The sequence below is a fragment of the Chromobacterium alticapitis genome (genome assembly GCF_002924365.1).
Lineage (GTDB): Bacteria > Pseudomonadota > Gammaproteobacteria > Burkholderiales > Chromobacteriaceae > Chromobacterium > Chromobacterium alticapitis.
This window is the reverse complement of the sequence record NZ_PQWB01000080.1, coordinates 1-17,306: the sequence shown is the minus strand read 5'-3', so window position 1 is coordinate 17,306 and position 17,306 is coordinate 1. Positions and strand designations below refer to the sequence as shown.

Annotated in this window: 16 protein-coding genes; 7 read left to right on the top strand and 9 right to left on the bottom strand. The window is 64.8% G+C overall.

Annotated features, from left to right (window positions below):
• Window positions 1-18: 18 nt before the first annotated feature.
• The gene (locus C2I19_RS16025) at window positions 19-990 is read left to right on the top strand and encodes an alpha/beta hydrolase family protein (protein WP_103903676.1); all 972 of its coding nucleotides are present in this window, start codon (window positions 19-21) and stop codon (window positions 988-990) included.
• A 235-nt stretch (window positions 991-1,225) separates the two neighbouring features.
• On the top strand, window positions 1,226-2,635 hold the full coding sequence (locus C2I19_RS16020) for a cytochrome P450 (RefSeq protein ID WP_103903669.1): 1,410 nt from the start codon (window positions 1,226-1,228) through the stop codon (window positions 2,633-2,635).
• A gap of 183 nt (window positions 2,636-2,818) precedes the next feature.
• Here C2I19_RS16020 and C2I19_RS16015 read toward each other — a convergent pair whose 3' ends face one another.
• Both C2I19_RS16015 and C2I19_RS16010 read right to left on the bottom strand, forming a co-directional pair.
• Window positions 2,819-4,447, bottom strand: a complete 1,629-nt coding sequence (locus C2I19_RS16015; protein WP_103903668.1) for a S53 family peptidase — start codon at window positions 4,445-4,447, stop codon at window positions 2,819-2,821.
• Window positions 4,448-4,936: 489 nt separating this feature from the next.
• Entirely contained in the window at window positions 4,937-5,842 is a 906-nt protein-coding gene (locus C2I19_RS16010; protein WP_103903667.1) for a LysR family transcriptional regulator, read from the bottom strand.
• A gap of 133 nt (window positions 5,843-5,975) precedes the next feature.
• Here C2I19_RS16010 and C2I19_RS16005 point away from each other — a divergent pair, with 133 nt between their 5' ends.
• Both C2I19_RS16005 and C2I19_RS16000 read left to right on the top strand, forming a co-directional pair.
• On the top strand, window positions 5,976-6,734 hold the full coding sequence (locus C2I19_RS16005) for an SDR family oxidoreductase (RefSeq protein ID WP_103903666.1): 759 nt from the start codon (window positions 5,976-5,978) through the stop codon (window positions 6,732-6,734).
• A gap of 108 nt (window positions 6,735-6,842) precedes the next feature.
• Window positions 6,843-7,529 carry a Crp/Fnr family transcriptional regulator gene (locus C2I19_RS16000; RefSeq protein ID WP_103903665.1) on the top strand — a complete coding sequence of 229 codons (687 nt, stop codon included), beginning with the start codon at window positions 6,843-6,845 and terminating at the stop codon, window positions 7,527-7,529.
• On the opposite strand, the gene C2I19_RS15995 is transcribed toward C2I19_RS16000, so the two are convergent.
• From C2I19_RS15995 to C2I19_RS15980, 4 genes are read right to left on the bottom strand one after another with little or no spacing between them, the layout of a single operon-like run.
• Window positions 7,505-8,794, bottom strand: coding sequence for a hypothetical protein (locus C2I19_RS15995; protein ID WP_103903664.1), 1,290 nt, complete (start codon window positions 8,792-8,794; stop codon window positions 7,505-7,507). The genes C2I19_RS16000 and C2I19_RS15995 overlap by 25 nt on opposite strands.
• Entirely contained in the window at window positions 8,791-9,003 is a 213-nt protein-coding gene (locus tag C2I19_RS15990; RefSeq protein ID WP_103903663.1) for a DUF2249 domain-containing protein, read from the bottom strand. Before C2I19_RS15990 ends, C2I19_RS15995 begins: the two co-directional genes overlap by 4 nt.
• Window positions 8,993-9,427, bottom strand: coding sequence for a hemerythrin domain-containing protein (locus tag C2I19_RS15985; RefSeq protein ID WP_103903662.1), 435 nt, complete (start codon window positions 9,425-9,427; stop codon window positions 8,993-8,995). The genes C2I19_RS15990 and C2I19_RS15985 overlap by 11 nt, the downstream gene beginning before the upstream one ends.
• 20 nt (window positions 9,428-9,447) lie before the next feature.
• Window positions 9,448-10,644, bottom strand: coding sequence for an NnrS family protein (locus C2I19_RS15980; protein ID WP_103903661.1), 1,197 nt, complete (start codon window positions 10,642-10,644; stop codon window positions 9,448-9,450).
• 162 nt (window positions 10,645-10,806) lie between these two features.
• Here C2I19_RS15980 and trpC point away from each other — a divergent pair, with 162 nt between their 5' ends.
• Window positions 10,807-11,604 (top strand): indole-3-glycerol phosphate synthase TrpC, encoded by a 798-nt coding sequence (gene trpC / locus C2I19_RS15975; protein WP_103903660.1) that lies wholly within the window; start codon window positions 10,807-10,809, stop codon window positions 11,602-11,604.
• 71 nt (window positions 11,605-11,675) lie between these two features.
• On the opposite strand, the gene C2I19_RS15970 is transcribed toward trpC, so the two are convergent.
• Window positions 11,676-12,713 (bottom strand): LLM class flavin-dependent oxidoreductase, encoded by a 1,038-nt coding sequence (locus C2I19_RS15970; protein WP_103903659.1) that lies wholly within the window; start codon window positions 12,711-12,713, stop codon window positions 11,676-11,678.
• 152 nt (window positions 12,714-12,865) lie between these two features.
• Between C2I19_RS15970 and C2I19_RS15965 the strand changes: the two genes are divergently transcribed.
• A complete protein-coding gene (locus C2I19_RS15965; RefSeq protein WP_199181220.1) occupies window positions 12,866-13,264 on the top strand; it encodes a nuclear transport factor 2 family protein in 399 nt (132 codons plus the stop codon).
• Window positions 13,265-13,330: 66 nt separating this feature from the next.
• Here the strand turns inward: C2I19_RS15965 and C2I19_RS15960 are convergent, their stop codons facing one another.
• Complete coding sequence (locus C2I19_RS15960) at window positions 13,331-13,996, bottom strand: 7-cyano-7-deazaguanine/7-aminomethyl-7-deazaguanine transporter (protein ID WP_103903658.1); 666 nt, start codon at window positions 13,994-13,996, stop codon at window positions 13,331-13,333.
• A gap of 200 nt (window positions 13,997-14,196) precedes the next feature.
• On the opposite strand from C2I19_RS15960, the gene C2I19_RS15955 reads away from it, so the two are divergent.
• Window positions 14,197-15,813: a methyl-accepting chemotaxis protein gene (locus C2I19_RS15955; RefSeq protein WP_158253738.1), complete on the top strand. Its 1,617-nt coding sequence runs from the start codon at window positions 14,197-14,199 to the stop codon at window positions 15,811-15,813.
• Between the two features lie 61 nt (window positions 15,814-15,874).
• Here C2I19_RS15955 and dbpA read toward each other — a convergent pair whose 3' ends face one another.
• Window positions 15,875-17,302: an ATP-dependent RNA helicase DbpA gene (gene dbpA, locus C2I19_RS15950; RefSeq protein ID WP_233201225.1), complete on the bottom strand. Its 1,428-nt coding sequence runs from the start codon at window positions 17,300-17,302 to the stop codon at window positions 15,875-15,877.
• Window positions 17,303-17,306 lie beyond the last annotated feature (4 nt).

Genomic DNA, 17,306 nt, shown 5'->3' with positions numbered 1-17,306 from the left:
GCGAAGATGGAGGATACGATGCCGCTGTTGAAATGGTGTCTGGCCGGATGGCTTGCTTTGATTTCGGCCGGGTCTATGGCCGCGGGGCTGAAACTCTTCGATGTCCCGGCCGCAGGCGATGTGCCTGTTTTGCATGCGGCGCTGTGGTCGCCGTGCTCGCGGCCCGCTGAAACCAAGCAAATCAAGGCCTTCATGGTGACGGCGAGCCGGGATTGTCCGGTGGTGGGCGACAAACGGCTTCCGCTGATCGTGATCTCGCATGGCCTCGGCGGCACCTTGTACGGCCATCACGATACGGCCGAAGCGCTGGCGGACAGCGGCTTCTTGGTCGTGTCGCTGAATCACACCGGCGACAGCGGCATGAGCATGCAGTACCCGTGGGAGATGCGGGCGCTGGAGCGGCGGCCGATCGAAATCCGCAGAGTCATAGACTATATGTTGGGCGAGGTGCCGGAGGCGTCGCGCGTCGATGCCTCGCGGATAGGCATGTTCGGTTTTTCCCGCGGCGGTTTTACCACCTTGGTGACGGCCGGCGCAGTGCCGAATTTCGCAGCGTCCGGGCTGAGTTGCCCGGAAGCGCGTCCGCTGTGCCGCCAGTTCAAAGTGGAGTTGCCGACAGCCCGCTCGTGGGCGCATGACGACAGAGTCCGGGCGGCTGCGGCGGTCGATCCTTTGAACGCCTTCCCCGATGCGGCCAGTTTGAGCGGCATCCGGATTCCTTTGCTGTTGTGGCTGTCAGCGGCCGGCGGCGACGGCGTGGATCCAGAGGCTGGCGTCAGGCTGCAAAAGCAGCTGAGCACGTTAAAAAATTACCGCTTGGTGCAGAATGCCGGACATTTCGCTTTTCTCGCGCCGTGCGCGGAGGCGGTAGCGAAGGAGGAGCCGGAGATCTGCCAGGATGCGCAAGGTTTCAATCGGGCGGCTTTTCATCGGGAACTGAATGCGGCGGTGGTGGCATTCTTCGCAAAAGCGCTCGGCGTCCAGCGCTGAACCCGGGCAAGCAAGGTTCCAGGGCATTTGGCTGCATGGGCTGCGAGAAGGGTGGCGAGGGCTGAGCGTCGGCTGATGGTCTTTTGCAGGGTTTGGAGCCGCGTCTGTGACATGCTTTGTCGGCAGATCTCGGCTGAGTCTCGCATCTGAAAAAAAGAGGCGGGATGATTGCGCGCTGGCGGGTCTGTTCATGCGGCATTTAACATGCAAATTGATTGAGTGTTATCATTTTGGCATGAAAAAACCACTGCAATCCTGCCCTGTTCATGCAGGCTCGGACAAGCCGGCCTCCGTCAATCATCCTGTCGGCAGTTGGCCGCCCGGGCCTGATGCCGGGTTGACCGGCTGGGGCTTGCTGAGCCAGATGTCTAGCGATCTGATGGGCACGCTGGAGGCCTGGCAGCGCGAATTCGGCGATCTTGTGCATGTGCGCACTTGGCCTGAGCATCAGGTCATCGTGTCCGATCCGCAACTGGCGCGCGAGCTGCTGGTAAACCAAGCCGACTCCTTGCAGCGCTGGGAGCGCGCGCTTGCGGTATATCGGCGAGTGCACGGCCACAGTGTATTGATCGCCGAAGGGCAGGCTTGGAGAGGCAAGCGCCAGACCTTGCAACCGGACTTCACGCGCAAATCCGTGCAGGCGTTTTCGCCATCCATTCTCGAGGCGGGCCGGCAGGCATTCGACCACTGGCCCCGAGACGAGGCTTCTTGGCCTATCGAGAGCGCGCTGACATCGCTGACGATGGAGGTCATCATCCGCATGATGTTCTCTAGCGGCATGGGAGAGGATGCCGCGCAGGCGGAGAAGGCGGTGCATACGCTGATGGTGGCCTCAACGGATGAGCTGTGGCGCCCGGCGAGCCTGCCGGACTGGATGCCGTGGCAGTGGGAGCGCCGCCGCGCCCGCCTGCTGCTGAATGCTTTGATCGAGCGGCACTTGCAGGCCAGGCTGGCGCAATCGCCAGACGATTGGCCGGAGGATTTGCTGAGCCGCTTGCTGTGCCTGCATAGGCAACAGCCGCAGGATTGGCCCTTGCAAGCGATCCGGGATGAGTGCAAAACGGCTTTCCTGGCGGGACATGAAACGGTAGCGGCTTCTCTGGTCTGGTGGGCATGGTGCATGGCGTCTTATCCGGCGGCGCAGGAAAAAGCTAGAACCGAAGCTGCGGCGGCCTGGCCGGGCGAGGAGGACGGCATGGTAGACATGACAGCGCTGCGTTATGTGAGCCAGACCTTGCAAGAGTCGATGCGCCTTTATCCCGCCGTGCCGCTCTTGATGAGCAGACGGGCAATCCAGCCGGTCTCGCTCGGCGGATGGACATTCCCGGTCAGAACAGTGTTCATGGTGCCTATGCAATTGATGCAGAAAGACGCTCGCTGGTTTCCTGAGCCGCTCGCCTATCGGCCGGAGCGTTTTGATCCGCAGGCGGACAAGGCGCCGCAGGGCGCTTATCTACCCTTTGGCGGCGGACCGCGCGTTTGTCTGGGACAGCATTTGGCCATGACGGAGATGACGCTTCTGGCCGCTCAGTTGTTGCGGCGTTATCGGCTTGCCCTGCCGGATGGCGCGCCGCCGCCGCGGCCGGTCTTCCATGTGTCCCAACGGCCGAAACTTCCCTTGGCCTTGCGCATAGAACGCATTTGAGCTGGCCGGCCGCGGTCTTTATATACCGTTCCGCCTGGAGTGGGCGCGAGATGATCGGGCATCTGCTTGCGTCAAGTCTGCAGGGCTGCCGGCAAGGCCGGCGAGCATGAGGCGGAGTTGGCTGCCGAGAGCAAAACAGCCCCGGGATTCCGGGGCTGTTTGACTGCTGGCAGAGGCTGGTGATCAGAAACCGTTCTGCTTGATGAAGCTGTACAGATTGCCCACGTTCAAGCTGCCCCAGCCGGTGGCGTAATCCCAGCCCGGTCCGGCGCTGTAGTCGCCGTTGCTGCTGCCGTCGTTGACGTCGTTATACAGCGAGGCATTGGAAGGAAAAGCCTTGTAAATCGACGGCGCAGGATAGCCAAGGTTGTTGCCGCCGGCCGACTCGATGCGCGCCCAGAAGCCGCTGAACAGAGGCGCGGCCAGGCTGGTGCCGCCAACGGGCTGAATGCTGCCGTTGACCAATACGTTGGCGCCGGTCGCAGGGTCGGCATCGAAGGAGATGTCCGGCACGCCGCGTTGGCCCGGATTGATGGTCAGCACGCCGGTTTGCCATGCAGGGGCGCTTTCCGTGGTGCTGGGGCCGCCGCCGCCGCCGTTCCAGGTGCTTTCCGATTGATAGCCGGTCGTGCCGCTGGTATCCAAGGTGGTGCCGCCAACCGCGATCACAAAGGGCGAGACTGCTGGATAGCTCTGGCCGGGGCCGCTTTGGCATTCTTGCGAGCCGGAATCTCCGGTGGAAACGGAGAAGATTTGTCCCTGGGCTACCGCGCTTTGGAAAATCTGGTCATCGGAAGCCACCATGCCATCGGTCTGCGCATCGTTTTCGCATTCGCCCAGCGAGACATTGACTACCTTGGCGGCGTTGTCGCTCACTGCGGCGTTCAGCGCTGCGGTGATGTCGGCGTTGCTCATAGAGGTGGCGACGTAGAAGTTCAGTTGCTGCACTGCGCCGCCGGCTGCGGCCACGATGTCCTGGCTGTCGAGGTTCCATTCCACTGTGCCGTCGGTGTCGGACGACGCGGCGCCGGCGTTGATCACCTTGGTGCTGACGGGGTTGAAGCCGGCGCCGCTGGTGAAGGCCTGCAGGTCGCTCAGGGTTTGGCTCAGGTCGCCTTCCGAGATGATGCCCACCGTGGTGTTGCTGGCTGGCGGCAGGCTGTCGGCGTTATAGATGGTGGAGAAGTCGGTCGGGTTGTGCGCCATCTGGTCCAGGCGGTGGTAAGCCTTGCTGGCGGCGCGGCGGACCAGGGTGGTGTGGAACTGGTGCAGGTTCTGCAGACCTGCCACGGCCAGCACCGTGTCGCCGAGGTGGCTGGGCACCATGGCGGCGGTGGTGTTGGCGTAGCGTTGCTGGCCCTTGTAGCTATATGTGTGCAAGGTGGTGTTGAATGCGGTTTTCGCAGTGGCGGCGCTGCCATCGGCGGTGATCAGCAGATGGTTTGCGGCGACTTTGATATTGCGGAAGCCGCTGGACTGCAGGTGTTTGACCACGGTGTCCACCTGGACCTGGGTGGGCGCGTGGCGGCTCATGAACTCCGCCTTGCTCAGGCGGCGCTTGGTGGCGCCGCGCTGGATGGCGTTGGTCAAGGCGTCGAGTTCAGCTTTATTGCGCAGCTTCAGGCTGATGGCCACGCGTAGAGTTTGACCCGCAGTTAGTTCGCCCGCGTCGCGGATATTGGCGGCTAGCGCATGGGCGGGCTGCAGGCCTTGGGTCTTGGTGGCGACCCAGCTGGTGCCGGCGTGGGCCGCGGACGCGCCGAGGAACAGGGCGGCGGCGGCCAGTGCTACGGTGTGTTGCTTGGCAAACATCCAATTCTCCTTTGAAGAATCACGGTGGGGCGTGCCGGGTAGGCAAGTCCCTGGAACGGAGGCTTGTTTGCGCGCGAATGCGCTGCCCTTGGTTCTTTGGTCCTGACCCCGGTGCAAAGGGCCATCTCCTGGTTGGAGATGATATTGTGATAGTCATTTTCCATTTGAAATGGCAAATGAATTATGACTGGAAGTTTGTCAGGGTAAGAAACGTGCAGGGAGAAGCAAAGGAGCGCGGCAAGAAGGCGGAGTCGAGACGGGCGTGGAATAATTTATCCAGTATTTGTCACTGTTGCTGTAGTCAATGCCGGTATTTTGTCTACGATGTGCTTAAAATTGCGTAGGCTAGTCCTGCCTTTTAGGGGGATGGAAGCCATTTCTTCCTGCAAAGGCGGGAGGAAATGGCGGAGAGTTAGTGCTTAATGATGGGTGGGTATTGACTGGCGAGCCGCGAGCAGCCATGGGACTATTCATAACCGTGGCGACGCCCTATCGCAGGTCCAGCTTGTCTTTCATCAGCGCGGCGGCCCATTCGACGAACACCTGCACGCGGCGGGACAAGTGGCGGCGGTGCGGATACAACACCGAAACCGGCATGGCCGGCGGCGGCCAGCCCGCCAGCACTTCTACAAGCCTACCGGCGGCCACGTGCGGCGCCGCGTCGTAGCGGGGCAGCTGGATCAGCCCCAGTCCGGCCAGCGCGCAAGCGATATAGGTTTCCACCTGGTTGACGCTGATCCGGGCCAGCAGCGGCACGGAGCGCGCCACGCCTTCGCTCGCATATTCCCAGTCGAATACCTTGCCCGTAGCCGGCGAGGCGTAGCGCACCGCCTGGTGGCGCGGCAGATCATCCAGCGAGAGCGGCGCGCCGCAGCGCGCCAGATAGTCCGGGCTGGCGTAATTGCCCTGCGGCATCATGCCGATGCGCCGCGCCACCAGCCGCGATTCGCCGAGCGAGCCGACGCGGATCACGCAATCCACGCCTTCCTGTATCAGGTCCACCGGGCGGTCGGTGACGCCTAGCTCCAGCTCGATGTCGGGGTATTGCCGGAAAAAATCCGGCAGCGCCGGAGCCAGGATCTGCCGGCCTATCGGTCCCGGCACGTCGATGCGCAGCTTGCCGCGCGGGCTGGCGCCTTTCTGGCTGAACAGGGCCTCGATCTCGTCGAATTCCGCAAGCAGCAGGCGACAGCGTTCGTAGAAGCCGCTGCCGTCCAGCGTCAGCTGCACCCGGCGGGTGGTGCGATGCAGCAGGCGCGCGCCCAGTTGCGCTTCCAACTGCTGCACGGCGCTGGAGACCGTGGCGCGCGGCAGCTGCATTTGCTGCGCCGCCTTGGTGAAGCCGCCCGCGTCCACCACGGTGACGAATACCTGCATGGCTTGCAGCCGGTCCATACCCGCTCCAATTGGCTTGAATTTCTGGATAGTGTAATCAAATTCTGCTCATTTATCCGAAATTGATCGCGCAATACACTGCGAAGCGTCAACAGTCCGCCGCGTTGCGCGGCCAATCAAACGGAGAAATGAAATGAGCCAATCCCCATTCGCAGGTCAAGTGGCCCTGGTCGTCGGCGCGTCGCGCAATATGGGACGCGCGTTTGCCGAAGCGCTGGCGGCGGAGGGCGCTGCCATCGCCATCCACTACAACAGCGCGTCCTCCCGCGCCGGAGCCGAGGATGCCGCAGCCAAGATCGTCGCCGCCGGCGGCCAGGCTTTCGCGGTGCAGGCCGACGTCACCAAGGTGGCGGAGGTGAGGGGCTTGTTCGACGCGGTGGAGGCGCGCTTCGGCCATCTGGATATCCTGATCAACACCGCCGGCATGATGGTGAAGAAGCCGGTCACGGAAGTGAGCGAAGAAGAGTTCGACGCCATTTTCGCGCTGAACACCAAGGCCGCGTTCTTCTGCTTGCAGGAAGCCGGCCGCCGCATCCGCGACAACGGCCGCATCGTCAGCATCGGCACTTCGCTGCTGGCTGCCACCACCGGCTATTACGGCGCTTACGCGGGCAGCAAGGCGCCGCTGGAAGACTTCACCCGCGCCCTGGCCAAGGAAATCGGCCATCGCGGCGTGACGGTCAACGTGGTGGCACCGGGGCCGATGGACACTGAGTTTTTCTACTCGGTGGAAACACCGGAAACTGTGGCCTATCTGAAGCGCGCCAGCATCAACGGAGAGCTGGGCCAGGTGGCGGACTTGGTGCCGCTGGTCAAGCATCTGGTTTCGCCGGAAAACCGCTGGACCACCGCGCAGACCCTGTTCATCAACGGCGGCTTTGTTTCGCGCTGACGCCTCGTTTCCAGCCGGCTGCCTTGGGGCGGCCTTTTTTGCGTCTTGGCGGGCAGAGGCGTGCGCGGGATGGGGTAAAATTCAGCCATTCCAACGCGAGGCGCAGCCATGTCCCAGATCGACGTCATCCAGCATTTGCGGCACCAACCGCTGTTCCAGCAATTATCGAATGAGCAGCTGACGCAGCTGGCCCGGCATGCGCGCGCGGTGCCGGCGGACAAGGGGCGCATGCTGTTTCACCGAGGTGACGAGTGCGACGGCATGTACGCGGTGGTCTACGGCAAAGTGAAGCTGGCGATTCTGTCGCCGCAGGGCGTGGAGAAAGTGGTGGAAATCATCCACCCAGGGCAGAGCTTCGCCGAGGCGGTGATGTTTCTGGGCAAGCCGTACCCGGTGCAGGCCCAGGCGCTGGAAGACAGTCTGCTGATCTTCGTGGCGGCCGACGCCGTCTTCCAGGCGCTGGCCGGCGATCCAGCCTTCGCCCGGAATATGCTGGCCGGCATGTCCTTGCGCCTGCACGGCATGGTGCGCGATGTGGAGCGGTATTCGGTGGAAAGCGCGCTGCAGCGCGTGATCGGCTATCTGCTGCAGCAATTGGATGGCGACGCGCCTGCCGAGCTGACGCTGGAGGCCAACAAGAATCTGGTCGCCTCGCGGCTGAATCTGACGCCGGAAACCTTTTCCCGCGTGCTGCAGCAACTGAGCAAGGCCGGTTTGCTGGAGGTGCACGGCCGGGAGCTGCGCCTGCCCGACCCCGGCGCGCTCGCCGCCTACGGCGTGGCGGCGCCTAACTGAGCGGGCGAGTCGGTCCAGGCGCGGCGACAGGCTCGATAGCGGCGCATCGCGGCCGAGCCATCCCAAGCCCAGCAAGCGGCCAATGCCAGCAGGGCGATGGCCGGCGCCGCCGTCGGCGCGCCGCCCGCGGCGGCCGCCGTGCCCAATCCAAGCGCGATGAGGTATAGCGCCAGACAGCGGCTATGCGCCGATTCCGGCAGCAACTGCAGCGTGGATGGCGCGCGCCGTCCGCGCGGGGCGCGCTTTTGCAAGTCCAGCCATAGCAAAAACGGCAGAATTTTATACCACATGCCCAACACCGCCCCGCCGCCCAGGCCGAATAAGGCCAGCCAGCCGGCGGCCTCGGGCAAGCCTTCCGCATCCCAGCCCGCCAGTTGCGCCAGCGCCGCGGCCAGGGCCAGGACCAAGGCCGCCATGGCGCATTGCCAGAAGCGGCGGCCTATGTCTTGCGGCCGCCGGCTGCGCGCCTGCAGCCGTCCGGTGTGCCAGGCGAAAGCCGTGGCCAGCGCGCAGGCGGGCAGGGTCAGCGGCCAGCATTCCAGCCATAGGCCGATTGCCGCGAGCGCCAAAGCGGCTAGCCATGTGGCCGCGGCGAAACGCTGCCAGCGAGCGGGGTAGGCCGGCGTGATCTGGAACATGGGCACCACGGTGATCGCCACCGCCATGATCAGGCCCAGTAGCCAGCCGCCCAGGGCAAACAATATATGCAGATTCAGCAGGCGCAGCCATGGCAGCGGCCAGCTGTCCGCCACGGTCCCCGCCAGCGTCAGGCCCAGCGCGACGACCAAAATAAGGCAGGCCAAGGCGGCGGCTATGCCGCGGCTGGAGGCATCCCGAGCCGGGCTGCGCCAGAGACCGGCCAGCCCCAGGCTGGCGAGCCCAAGCAGCGTCCAGGCCAGGCAAATGCCCGCAGCGAGGAAGGCCGGGCGCGAAAAGCCGTTCAGGAACGCCAGCGCCAGCGCGCCGCAGCCGAGCTGCAAGGGCCAGAACAATCCGTGCAGCAAGCGGCGTGGCCGCGTGTAGCTGACGCCGGCCACCACGGCGAGGATCTGCAGCGCGGCGCCGCACATCGCGTTGCCCAGCACGCCCAGCGCCAGCAAATGCGCGGCGGCCAGCAGGGCCGGATCGAAGCGCTGCGGCGCGCCCCCGTCCGCCAGCAACAGGGCCGCGCCGGCCAAGCCCAGCCAGACAGGCGCAGCCAACAGGAAGGGCAGCGGCAGGCTTGGCGGCGGCGCCCTGTCGTAGGAGGGCATGCCCTGCATCATTCGCGTTCCAGCCGCATCAGCACGCCGCCGTCTCCGGACAGCTCGAAGCGGTAGCGCACGCCGTCCATCCTATCCAGCAGCGGCAGCAGCGGCGTAGGGAAGTGCGGCAGGATGAATTGTTCTTCCGTTCCGCTCTCCAAGGTTTCCGCGCGCTGCAGAATGATTTCCATGGGTTCCGGCGGCAACCGCTCCCTCAGGTCAATCGGCATGGCGGGCCTCCCGCGCCAATAGCGCTTCCAGGTCTGCGACATGTTGCTCGCACATCGGGTACAGGATGTTTTCTTCCTTCATATTGTGTTGTTGGGTCAGGATCAGCAGCGTGTCGGACAGGCCTAGATAATCGTCGCGCTGTCGCGCCGCCAGCGCTTGGGACATATCGTCCAGCAGACCGCGCATTTGCGCGTGCTCGGCGCGCATCACCGCGGTCGGTCCCTGGCGGATGCCGGTGGCCTGCTCGAAAGCGGGGAATAGCGAGTCCTCTTCCAGCGCGAAATGCCGTTCGATGTCGGCCCGCATCGCGGCGAAGGCCGCGTCTGCCCCTGCCCAATCCTGGCCGCGCGCGGCCTGCTCGGCATCGGCGGACAGGGCGTCGCAATCGCGGTGTTGGCGGGTCAGTGTTTCGGATGCGCCCATTTCAGTCTCCTTCGTTCGGTTCAGCCCGGTTTGCCATCGGCCCTGGGCAATAGATAGGCGGGCAGGAACTGCCTGCCCCATAGCAGAATCGTCAATAGCCAGCCCAGCGCGGCCAGGCCATATAAAGCCGGCCTCCAGGCGGCGGGCAGCGCGTCGGCAGCCACGCGGGCCAGCGCCAGCCAGTGGGCCGCCAGGTATAGCCGCCATAGACCATTGCTGGCTTGCAACGGCCGGCCGGAATGCCCCAGCGACACGCGGGATACGAAGGCGATCAGCATGGTCAGGAAGAAACCGACGGTGACCGCGTGCAGCGGGGCCCAGGCCAAGCCGCCCGCGACGCCTTGCCAGGCGTACAGCGCGAAAGCGACCGCCAGCCAGGCGAAGGCGAGGTGCAGCATGGCCAACAGGCGGACGCGCAGCGAGGCGCGCAAGCCCCAGCGCCAGCTGGTATAGCCGAACAGGCCGGCCAGCGCGGCGTCCAGCGGCCAGGAGGGCAGCATAGCCAGGCTCAGCAGACCGTGCGACAGCGAGCCGCCCAGCATGGCGGCCAGCAGCCACCAAGGCCGCCACGCGGCATAAGGCGCCAGCACGCTGGATGAAAAGAAGGGCAGCATGCGATGGCAAACCGTCAGAAACACCGGCAGCAGGAAGCCCCACAGGGCCAGGTCGCGCATCCATAGCCAGCCGCGCGCGTCGCCGCTCAGCAGCCAGTAGGCCGCCGCGGCCAAGGCCAGGGCGCCGCAGGCGAAGGCGGACAATACCGCCCAGGCGTGGCGGCGGTCCGGCGCCGCGCTGCGCAGCAGCAGCCGGGCGAAGCCGCCGGCCAGGCCAGCAAAGCCCAGGCAATACAGCAGATGGCCGGCCAGCAGCCAGGCCCCGCCGGCCGCGGCGCCAAGCGTCCATAGAACCAGTCCGGAGGCGAGCAGCGCGGGTACGGTCAGATACAAGCCGCGGCCTGGCGGCGGCATGTTCAGCCAGCGTGGGCCGGCGGTGAACAGAAAGCCGGTCATGAATAGCGGAAAGAAGCCGAACAGCATCAGAAAGCCGTGCGCCTGCATGGCCGGCACCGCCAAGGGCAAGGAGAGTCCGAATAGCCGCGACAGCAGCTCCGCGCTCCAGCCGGCCAAGAGCAGCATCGCCAGCAGCATGCCGGGCAGGAAGGCCGCCCGGTGCGGCGCGGCAAGTAAGGGATGGGAGGAAAGCGGGGTGTCTGACATGGCGGGGCTCCTGCAAAGGTACGGGGCCAGTATCCGGCGACAGGACCGCGAACGAGAATGATTTGAATCAAGGATTCCCGGGCGGCAGCCTGCGGCCTGGCTTGCCAGCGGCGGCAATGTTCTGCATGATGGCCTATTCGACTTTCAACATCCGAACACAGCATGTCCGATATTCTCGACACCATCATCGCCACCAAGCGCCAGGAAATCGCCGCCGCGCTGCCCTCGCGTCCGCTGGCCGCGGTGCGCGCCGAGGCGGAGGCCCGCGGCGACCGCCGCGATTTCGTCGCCGCCATCCGCGCCAAGCACGCGCAGGGCAAGGCCGCGGTCATCGCCGAAATCAAGAAGGCCAGCCCCAGCAAGGGCGTGATCCGCGCGGACTTCCAGCCGGCGGCCATCGCCGGCAGCTACGCCGCCCACGGGGCCGCCTGTCTGTCGGTGCTGACCGACCGCCAGTATTTCCAGGGCGACGCGAGCTATCTGGAGGCCGCGCGCGCCGCCTGCCATCTGCCGGTGCTGCGCAAGGACTTCATGGTCGACGAATACCAAGTGTACGAAGCCCGCGCCATGGGGGCGGACTGCATTTTGCTGATCGCGGCCGCGCTGGAGCTCCCCAAGATGCGGGCGCTGGAGTCGCTGGCCCATGAGCTGGGCATGGCGGTGCTGGTGGAGGTGCACAACGAGGCTGAGCTGGACGCCGCGCTCGAGCTGAAAACCGAGCTGGTGGGCGTCAACAACCGCAATCTGCGCAGTTTCGAAGTCAGCCTGGCGACCACGTTGAAGCTGCTGCCGCGCATCGGCGACGGCCGCATCGCCATCACGGAGAGCGGCATCGCCACGGCGGACGATGTGAGGCTGATGCAGAGCAGCGGCGTGCACACCTTCTTGGTGGGCGAAGCCTTCATGCGCGAGCCCGAGCCGGGCGAGGCGCTGCGCGGCCTGTTCTTCACTCAGCCGTAAGCGCGGTTCTTCCGCCGGATAATGCCGTTCGCCCGCGGGGGCGAGCGGCATTTTTCATGGCGCGCCGGATATTACAGGGCGGCGGCGGGGATGGCGCCGGCCGTGCGCAGCGTGGGCAGGATGTCGGCGACGATTTCGCAGGCGCGCAGGCGGTCAGGGAAGTGATGGCAGTCGACCGACAGCATGATTTCGTCGACGCCGGTGCGGTCCAGCAGGGACTGCAGACCGGCCTGCACCGTTTCCGGGCCGCCGCACACGAACTCGCCCAGCCAGTCGCGGCGGACGGCAAACTCCTCGCGCGGGCTCCATAGGCCGTCCATGCTGTCCACCGGCGGCGGCAGCGGGCGGCGGTCGCCGCGGATCAGGTTCAGGAATTTCTGATACGGCGTGGTGGCGAGCCTGCGGGCTTTTTCGTCGCTGCTGGCGGCCAGCACCGGAATGCAGGCCATGGCATAAGGTTCGCTCAGGACGGCGGATGGCTGGAACTGATGGCGATACAGCCGCAACGCCTCTTCCAGCTGGGCGGGAGCGAAGTGGGCGGCGAAAGCGAAGGGCAAGCCTAGTTGCGCCGCCAGTTGCGCGCCGAACAGGCTGGAGCCCAGCAGCCATACCGGCACCTCGGTGCCGGCGCCGGGAATGGCCTGCACCTGCTGGCCGGCGGCAGCCGGGGCGAGGTAGCCGCGCAGCTCGGCCACCTGTTGCGGGAAGTCCTCCCCGGCGAAACGGTCGCGGCGCAGCGCGCGGGCGGTGAGCGGGTCGGTGCCTGGCGCGCGGCCCAAGCCCAGATCGATGCGGCCCGGAAACAGCGTGGCCAAGGTGCCGAATTGTTCGGCCACCACCAAGGGGGCGTGGTTGGGCAGCATGATGCCGCCGGAGCCGACGCGTATGGTTCGAGTCTGGGCGGCGACATGGCCTATCAGCACCGCGGTGGCGGAGCTGGCTATGCCGGCCATATTGTGGTGTTCGGCCACCCAGAAGCGGGTGTAGCCCAGATGTTCTACATGGCGGGCCAGTTCCGCGCTGTGGCGCAGCGCCTGGGCGGCATCGCCGCCGGCGACGATGGGCGCCAGGTCCAGCATGGAGAGGCGGGGCGGACGGGGAGCTTTCATGGGATATAGGGTGCCGTAGAGTTGAGGATGATGTCATGGAGCCTGATGTCGTATCTGGCGGCGCGGCAGGTTTTTTCAAGATCGAGCGACAGGGCTTGCATTGTGAGGCAATGGCTATATATGTAAATGATTCCTATTTTATTGAGTTTGACATGAACATTCGCAGCAATCTCGATATCGTCCGCGCCACTTACGAAGGCAATTCCGAAGACAATGGACGCAATCTGCTGGCGGCGCTGGCGCCGGACGCTGAATGGACGGAGGCGGCTGGCTTCCCCTACGCAGGCACCTATATCGGTCCGCAGGCCATTGTGGAAAACGTGTTCAAGCGGCTGGGTGGAGAGTGGGACGGCTACCGCGCGGCGGTGGACCGTTATTTCGTCGATGGCGAGCACGTGGTGGCCCAAGGCTTCTACCACGGCGCCTATCGCGCCACCGGCAAAAGCTTCACCGCGTCTTTCGCCCATGTGTACACGCTGCGGGACGGCAAGATCGTCAAATTCGAGCAGATAGTCGACAGCGCCAAGGTGTGGGAGGCGATGCGGCCCTGATCGCGCCGCGCCATGAAAAACGGCCAGCTCCGGATGGAGACTGGCCGTTTTGCTTTGCCCGGATGCTCAGACGGGCTGCAGTTGTTCGCCGATGCCGGCGCGCAGCAGGCGCTGCAGAATCATCTTCAGCACCATGCCGTACATGGGCAGGAAGAACAGCATGCAAATCAGCACTTTGAAGCCGTAGTCCACGATGGCGATTTCCTGCCAGTTGGCGGCCATGAACGGATCGCTGCTCTTGTAGAAGGCGATGAAGAAGAAGGCCAGCGTGTCGCTGACGTTGCCGAGGAACATCGCCGCCGCCGGCGCGATCCACCAGGCCGGCAAGCGGCGCAGCCGGTTGAACACCTGCACGTCCAGAATCTGTCCCAGCGCATAGGCGGCGAAGCTGGCCGCCGCGATGCGGGCGACAAACAGATTGAAATGCTCCAGTGCCTGGAGGCCCTGCCACGCGCCTTGGTAAAACAGCGTGGAGATCAGGTAAGAAATGGCCAGCGCCGGCGCCATCGCCGCCAGGATGATGCGGCGGGCCAGCTGCGCGCCGAAAACGCGCACAGTCAGGTCGGTGGCCAGGAAAATAAATGGAAAGGTGAAGGCGCCCCAGGTGGTGTGGAAACCGAACACCGAGATGGGCAGCTGCACCAGATAATTGCTGGACGCGATGATGGCGATATGGAACAGGGCAAGCCATAGCAGCGCGGACAAGCGCTGGCGGCCGGTGAAGGCGAACATGTTTCATCCTTTTTGCTGAATGGGGTGAGGGAACCCAAGGAACGGAGCCGCGTCATGGCGCGGAGAAGGGCGGCATGTTACCGCTTTGGCCGCTGCCGCGCAAACCGGGCGAAAGCAATGGCTTGTCAGCCCGTCAGTCCTGTCTATAACTATTCTAAGTAATTCCCCTAGTCTAGATGGATGCAGGAAGGAAAGGCGCCATGACGATAACCAAGCGGCTGATGATCACGATAGCCCTGGCGCTGATCGCGATGATCGCGGTGGGCGCGCAGGGCCTGTGGCAGCAAAAGCAGGCCAATGAGCGCTTCGACTATTTGAAGGTCAATACTTTCCCCAGCATCCATGATCTGGACGAAGGGAAGGAGGCCTTGGCGGACATGCGGCTGGCACTGGCGCGCAGCGCGGCGCTGAGCGATGCGGCGGTCAAATCCGCCCAGCTGGCCTTGTTGCCGGATCTGGACAAGCGTTTCGACGCGACGATGGACAAGTACGAGAAAGACCTGTTGTCCAACGACGAGGATCGCAAGATGCTGCAGGCCGACCGCGATGCGATGAAAATCTATCGCCAGCAGCGCGACAAGTATCTGCAACTGATGCAGGCCAATGATGCGGCCGGCGCGGACAGGCTGCTGGTGGGCGACATGTCCAGCGAGGCCAAGACGCTGAATCAACTCTTGCTGGATCACATCGAGTTCAATTACAAGCTGGCCGAGCAATTGTCCCAGGACAACGCGGCGGCTTATCAAGCGGGGTTTACCGTCTCGCTTGCGGTGGTGATTCTGGCGGTGCTGGTCTGCGGCGGCTTGAGCGTGCAGCTGTACGCGCATATCCGCAGCAGCCTGCAGAGCCTGCTGGGCTCCATGCAGGAAGTGCGTTCCCAGCTGGATTTCCGGCGGCGCGCGCCGGTGGCGCGGATGGATGAAATCGGCCAGGCCGCCTCCGCCTTCAATGAACTGATGGGGCGGCTGCAGCAGAGCTTTCAGGAAATACGCGGCAGCGTAGGCGATATGCAGGGCGCCATCGTGCAGATGGCTGACTCTTCATCGCATATCGCCGGCAGCTCGGTGACGCAAAGCGAGTCCGCTTCGGAGATGGCGGCTTCGGTGGAGCAGGTGACGGTCAGCATCAACCACGTGGCGGACCGCGCGCGCGAGGCGGACGAACAGGCGCGGGTGGCCGGCGAGATCGCCGAGCGCGGCAGCGGCGTGGTGCTGGGCACGGTGGACGGCATCAGCGCGGTGGCGCAGGCAGTGGCCGAGGCGGCGGACCGCATTGGGCGGCTGCGCGACGACAGCGCCACCATCGCCACGGTGCTGGGCGTGATCAAGGATATCGCAGACCAGACCAATCTGCTGGCGCTGAATGCGGCGATCGAGGCCGCCCGCGCTGGCGAGATGGGCCGCGGCTTCGCCGTGGTGGCAGACGAAGTGCGCAAACTGGCGGAGCGCACCACCAGCTCCACCACGGAGATTTCCGGCGTCATAGACAAGATGCAGCACGGCACGCAGGCCGCGGTGGCGGGCATGCAGCAGGTGGTGGACCGGGTGAATCAGGAAGCGGAGAAGGCGCGCGGCGCCAGCGAGGCCATTCAGCAGATCAAGACCAACTCCGAACGCAGCGTGGAGTTGATCAGCGAGATTTCCAGCAGCATCGTGGAGCAGGGCGCGGCCAGCAACGTCATCGCGCAGAAGGTGGAGCAGATCGCCCAGATGGCGGAAGCCAACTCAAGGGACGCGGGGGATTCGGCGGATTCGGCCAACCGGCTGCGGCGGCAGGCGGAGAATATCCAGCAGACGGTAGCGCAGTACCAAGTATAACAGGAGGGTGCGGGACGGGGAAAAACAGGGCCGAAAGGCCCTGTTTCTTTTGCGGCGGCGATCAGCCTATCAGCCGCATTTTGAACTGTTTTCCCTTGATTTTGCATTGAGACAGCTTGGCTAATGCCTGTTCGGCAATGCTGCGCTCCAGCGCCACGAAGCTGGCGAATTCAAAAATATTGATCTTGCCGATCTGGCTGCCCTGGAAGCCGGCGTCGCCGGTCAGCGCGCCCAGCAGGTCGCCCGGACGCAGCTTTTCGCGCTTGCCGCCGGCGATCTCCAGCGTGACCATGGGCGGCAGCAGCGGGCCGCCCGGCGCCGGGGTCAATTCTTCCACATCGGCCCAGGTCAGGTCGGCCTGCTGGTAGTTTTCGATCTGCACCAGGCGCTTGGCTTCGCTGTCGGTGGCCAGGGTCAGCGCCAGGCCGTGCTGCTCGCCGCGGCCGGTGCGGCCGATGCGATGGATATGCACTTCCGGATCGTGGGTGACGTCGACGTTGATCACCACGTCCAGTTCCTTGATGTCCAGGCCGCGCGCCGCCACGTCGGTGGCCACCAGCACGGTGGCGCTCTTGTTGGCGAAGCGCAGCAGGATCTGGTCGCGCTCGCGCTGTTCCAGGTCGCCGTGCAGGGTCAGCGCGTTGAAGCCCTGTTCTTGCAGCTCGCGCACCAGCTCCTTGCAGCGTTCGCGCGTGTTGCAGAAGGCCAGCGCCGAGGTCGGGCGCAGATGGCGCAGGATGCGGCTGACCGTCTCCAGCCGGGTTTCCGGCTTCACCTTGTAGAACCACTGTTCGATGTGGTCGGCGTTGTGCAGCGACTCCACCTTCACTTCCACCGGATTCTTCAGGAACTGTCCGCTGGCCTTGCGGATGTCTTCCGGATAAGTGGCGGAGAACAGCAGGGTTTGGCGGGTCTTCGGGCAGGCGCGGACGATGCCGACGATCTCCTCGATGAAGCCCATGTCTATCATGCGGTCGGCCTCGTCCAGCACCAGCGTCTTCACGCCGGCCAGGTTCAGCGTTTCGCGGAACAGGTGGTCCTGCAGCCGGCCCGGCGTGCCCACCACGATGTGGGCGCCGTGCTCCAGCGAGCCGATCTGCGGGCCCATCGGCGTGCCGCCGGTCAGCGTCACCACTTTGATATTGTCGATGGCGCGCGCCAGACGGCGGATTTCCTGCGCCACCTGGTCGGCCAGTTCGCGCGTGGGGCACATCACCAGCGCCTGCACGCCGAACCAGCGCGGATTGAGGCTGGCCAACAGGCCAAGGCCGAACGCAGCCGTCTTGCCGCTGCCGGTCTTGGCCTGGGCGATCAGGTCGCGGCCTTCCAGAATGGCGGGCAGGCTGGCGGCCTGGATGGCAGTCATCTGGTGGTAGCCCAAGCTGTCCAGGTTGGACAGCAGCGGGGCGGGCAGGGGCAGGCTGGAAAAAGCGGCTGGTTTCACAATGACTTGGCGCGGTTGGCTAAAGGCTGGGCAGTGTAACAGCAGTGAG

Excerpts from the sequence above, each read along its gene's own strand:
- C2I19_RS16025 (WP_103903676.1), top strand. The coding sequence starts at position 19 with ATGCCGCTGTTGAAATGGTGTCTGGCCGGATGGCTTGCTTTGATTTCG.
- C2I19_RS16020 (WP_103903669.1), top strand. The coding sequence starts at position 1,226 with ATGAAAAAACCACTGCAATCCTGCCCTGTTCATGCAGGCTCGGACAAG.
- C2I19_RS16015 (WP_103903668.1), bottom strand. The coding sequence starts at position 4,447 with ATGTTTGCCAAGCAACACACCGTAGCACTGGCCGCCGCCGCCCTGTTC.
- C2I19_RS16010 (WP_103903667.1), bottom strand. The coding sequence starts at position 5,842 with ATGGACCGGCTGCAAGCCATGCAGGTATTCGTCACCGTGGTGGACGCG.
- C2I19_RS16005 (WP_103903666.1), top strand. The coding sequence starts at position 5,976 with ATGAGCCAATCCCCATTCGCAGGTCAAGTGGCCCTGGTCGTCGGCGCG.
- C2I19_RS16000 (WP_103903665.1), top strand. The coding sequence starts at position 6,843 with ATGTCCCAGATCGACGTCATCCAGCATTTGCGGCACCAACCGCTGTTC.
- C2I19_RS15995 (WP_103903664.1), bottom strand. The coding sequence starts at position 8,794 with ATGATGCAGGGCATGCCCTCCTACGACAGGGCGCCGCCGCCAAGCCTG.
- C2I19_RS15990 (WP_103903663.1), bottom strand. The coding sequence starts at position 9,003 with ATGCCGATTGACCTGAGGGAGCGGTTGCCGCCGGAACCCATGGAAATC.
- C2I19_RS15985 (WP_103903662.1), bottom strand. The coding sequence starts at position 9,427 with ATGGGCGCATCCGAAACACTGACCCGCCAACACCGCGATTGCGACGCC.
- C2I19_RS15980 (WP_103903661.1), bottom strand. The coding sequence starts at position 10,644 with ATGTCAGACACCCCGCTTTCCTCCCATCCCTTACTTGCCGCGCCGCAC.
- trpC (WP_103903660.1), top strand. The coding sequence starts at position 10,807 with ATGTCCGATATTCTCGACACCATCATCGCCACCAAGCGCCAGGAAATC.
- C2I19_RS15970 (WP_103903659.1), bottom strand. The coding sequence starts at position 12,713 with ATGAAAGCTCCCCGTCCGCCCCGCCTCTCCATGCTGGACCTGGCGCCC.
- C2I19_RS15965 (WP_199181220.1), top strand. The coding sequence starts at position 12,866 with ATGAACATTCGCAGCAATCTCGATATCGTCCGCGCCACTTACGAAGGC.
- C2I19_RS15960 (WP_103903658.1), bottom strand. The coding sequence starts at position 13,996 with ATGTTCGCCTTCACCGGCCGCCAGCGCTTGTCCGCGCTGCTATGGCTT.
- C2I19_RS15955 (WP_158253738.1), top strand. The coding sequence starts at position 14,197 with ATGACGATAACCAAGCGGCTGATGATCACGATAGCCCTGGCGCTGATC.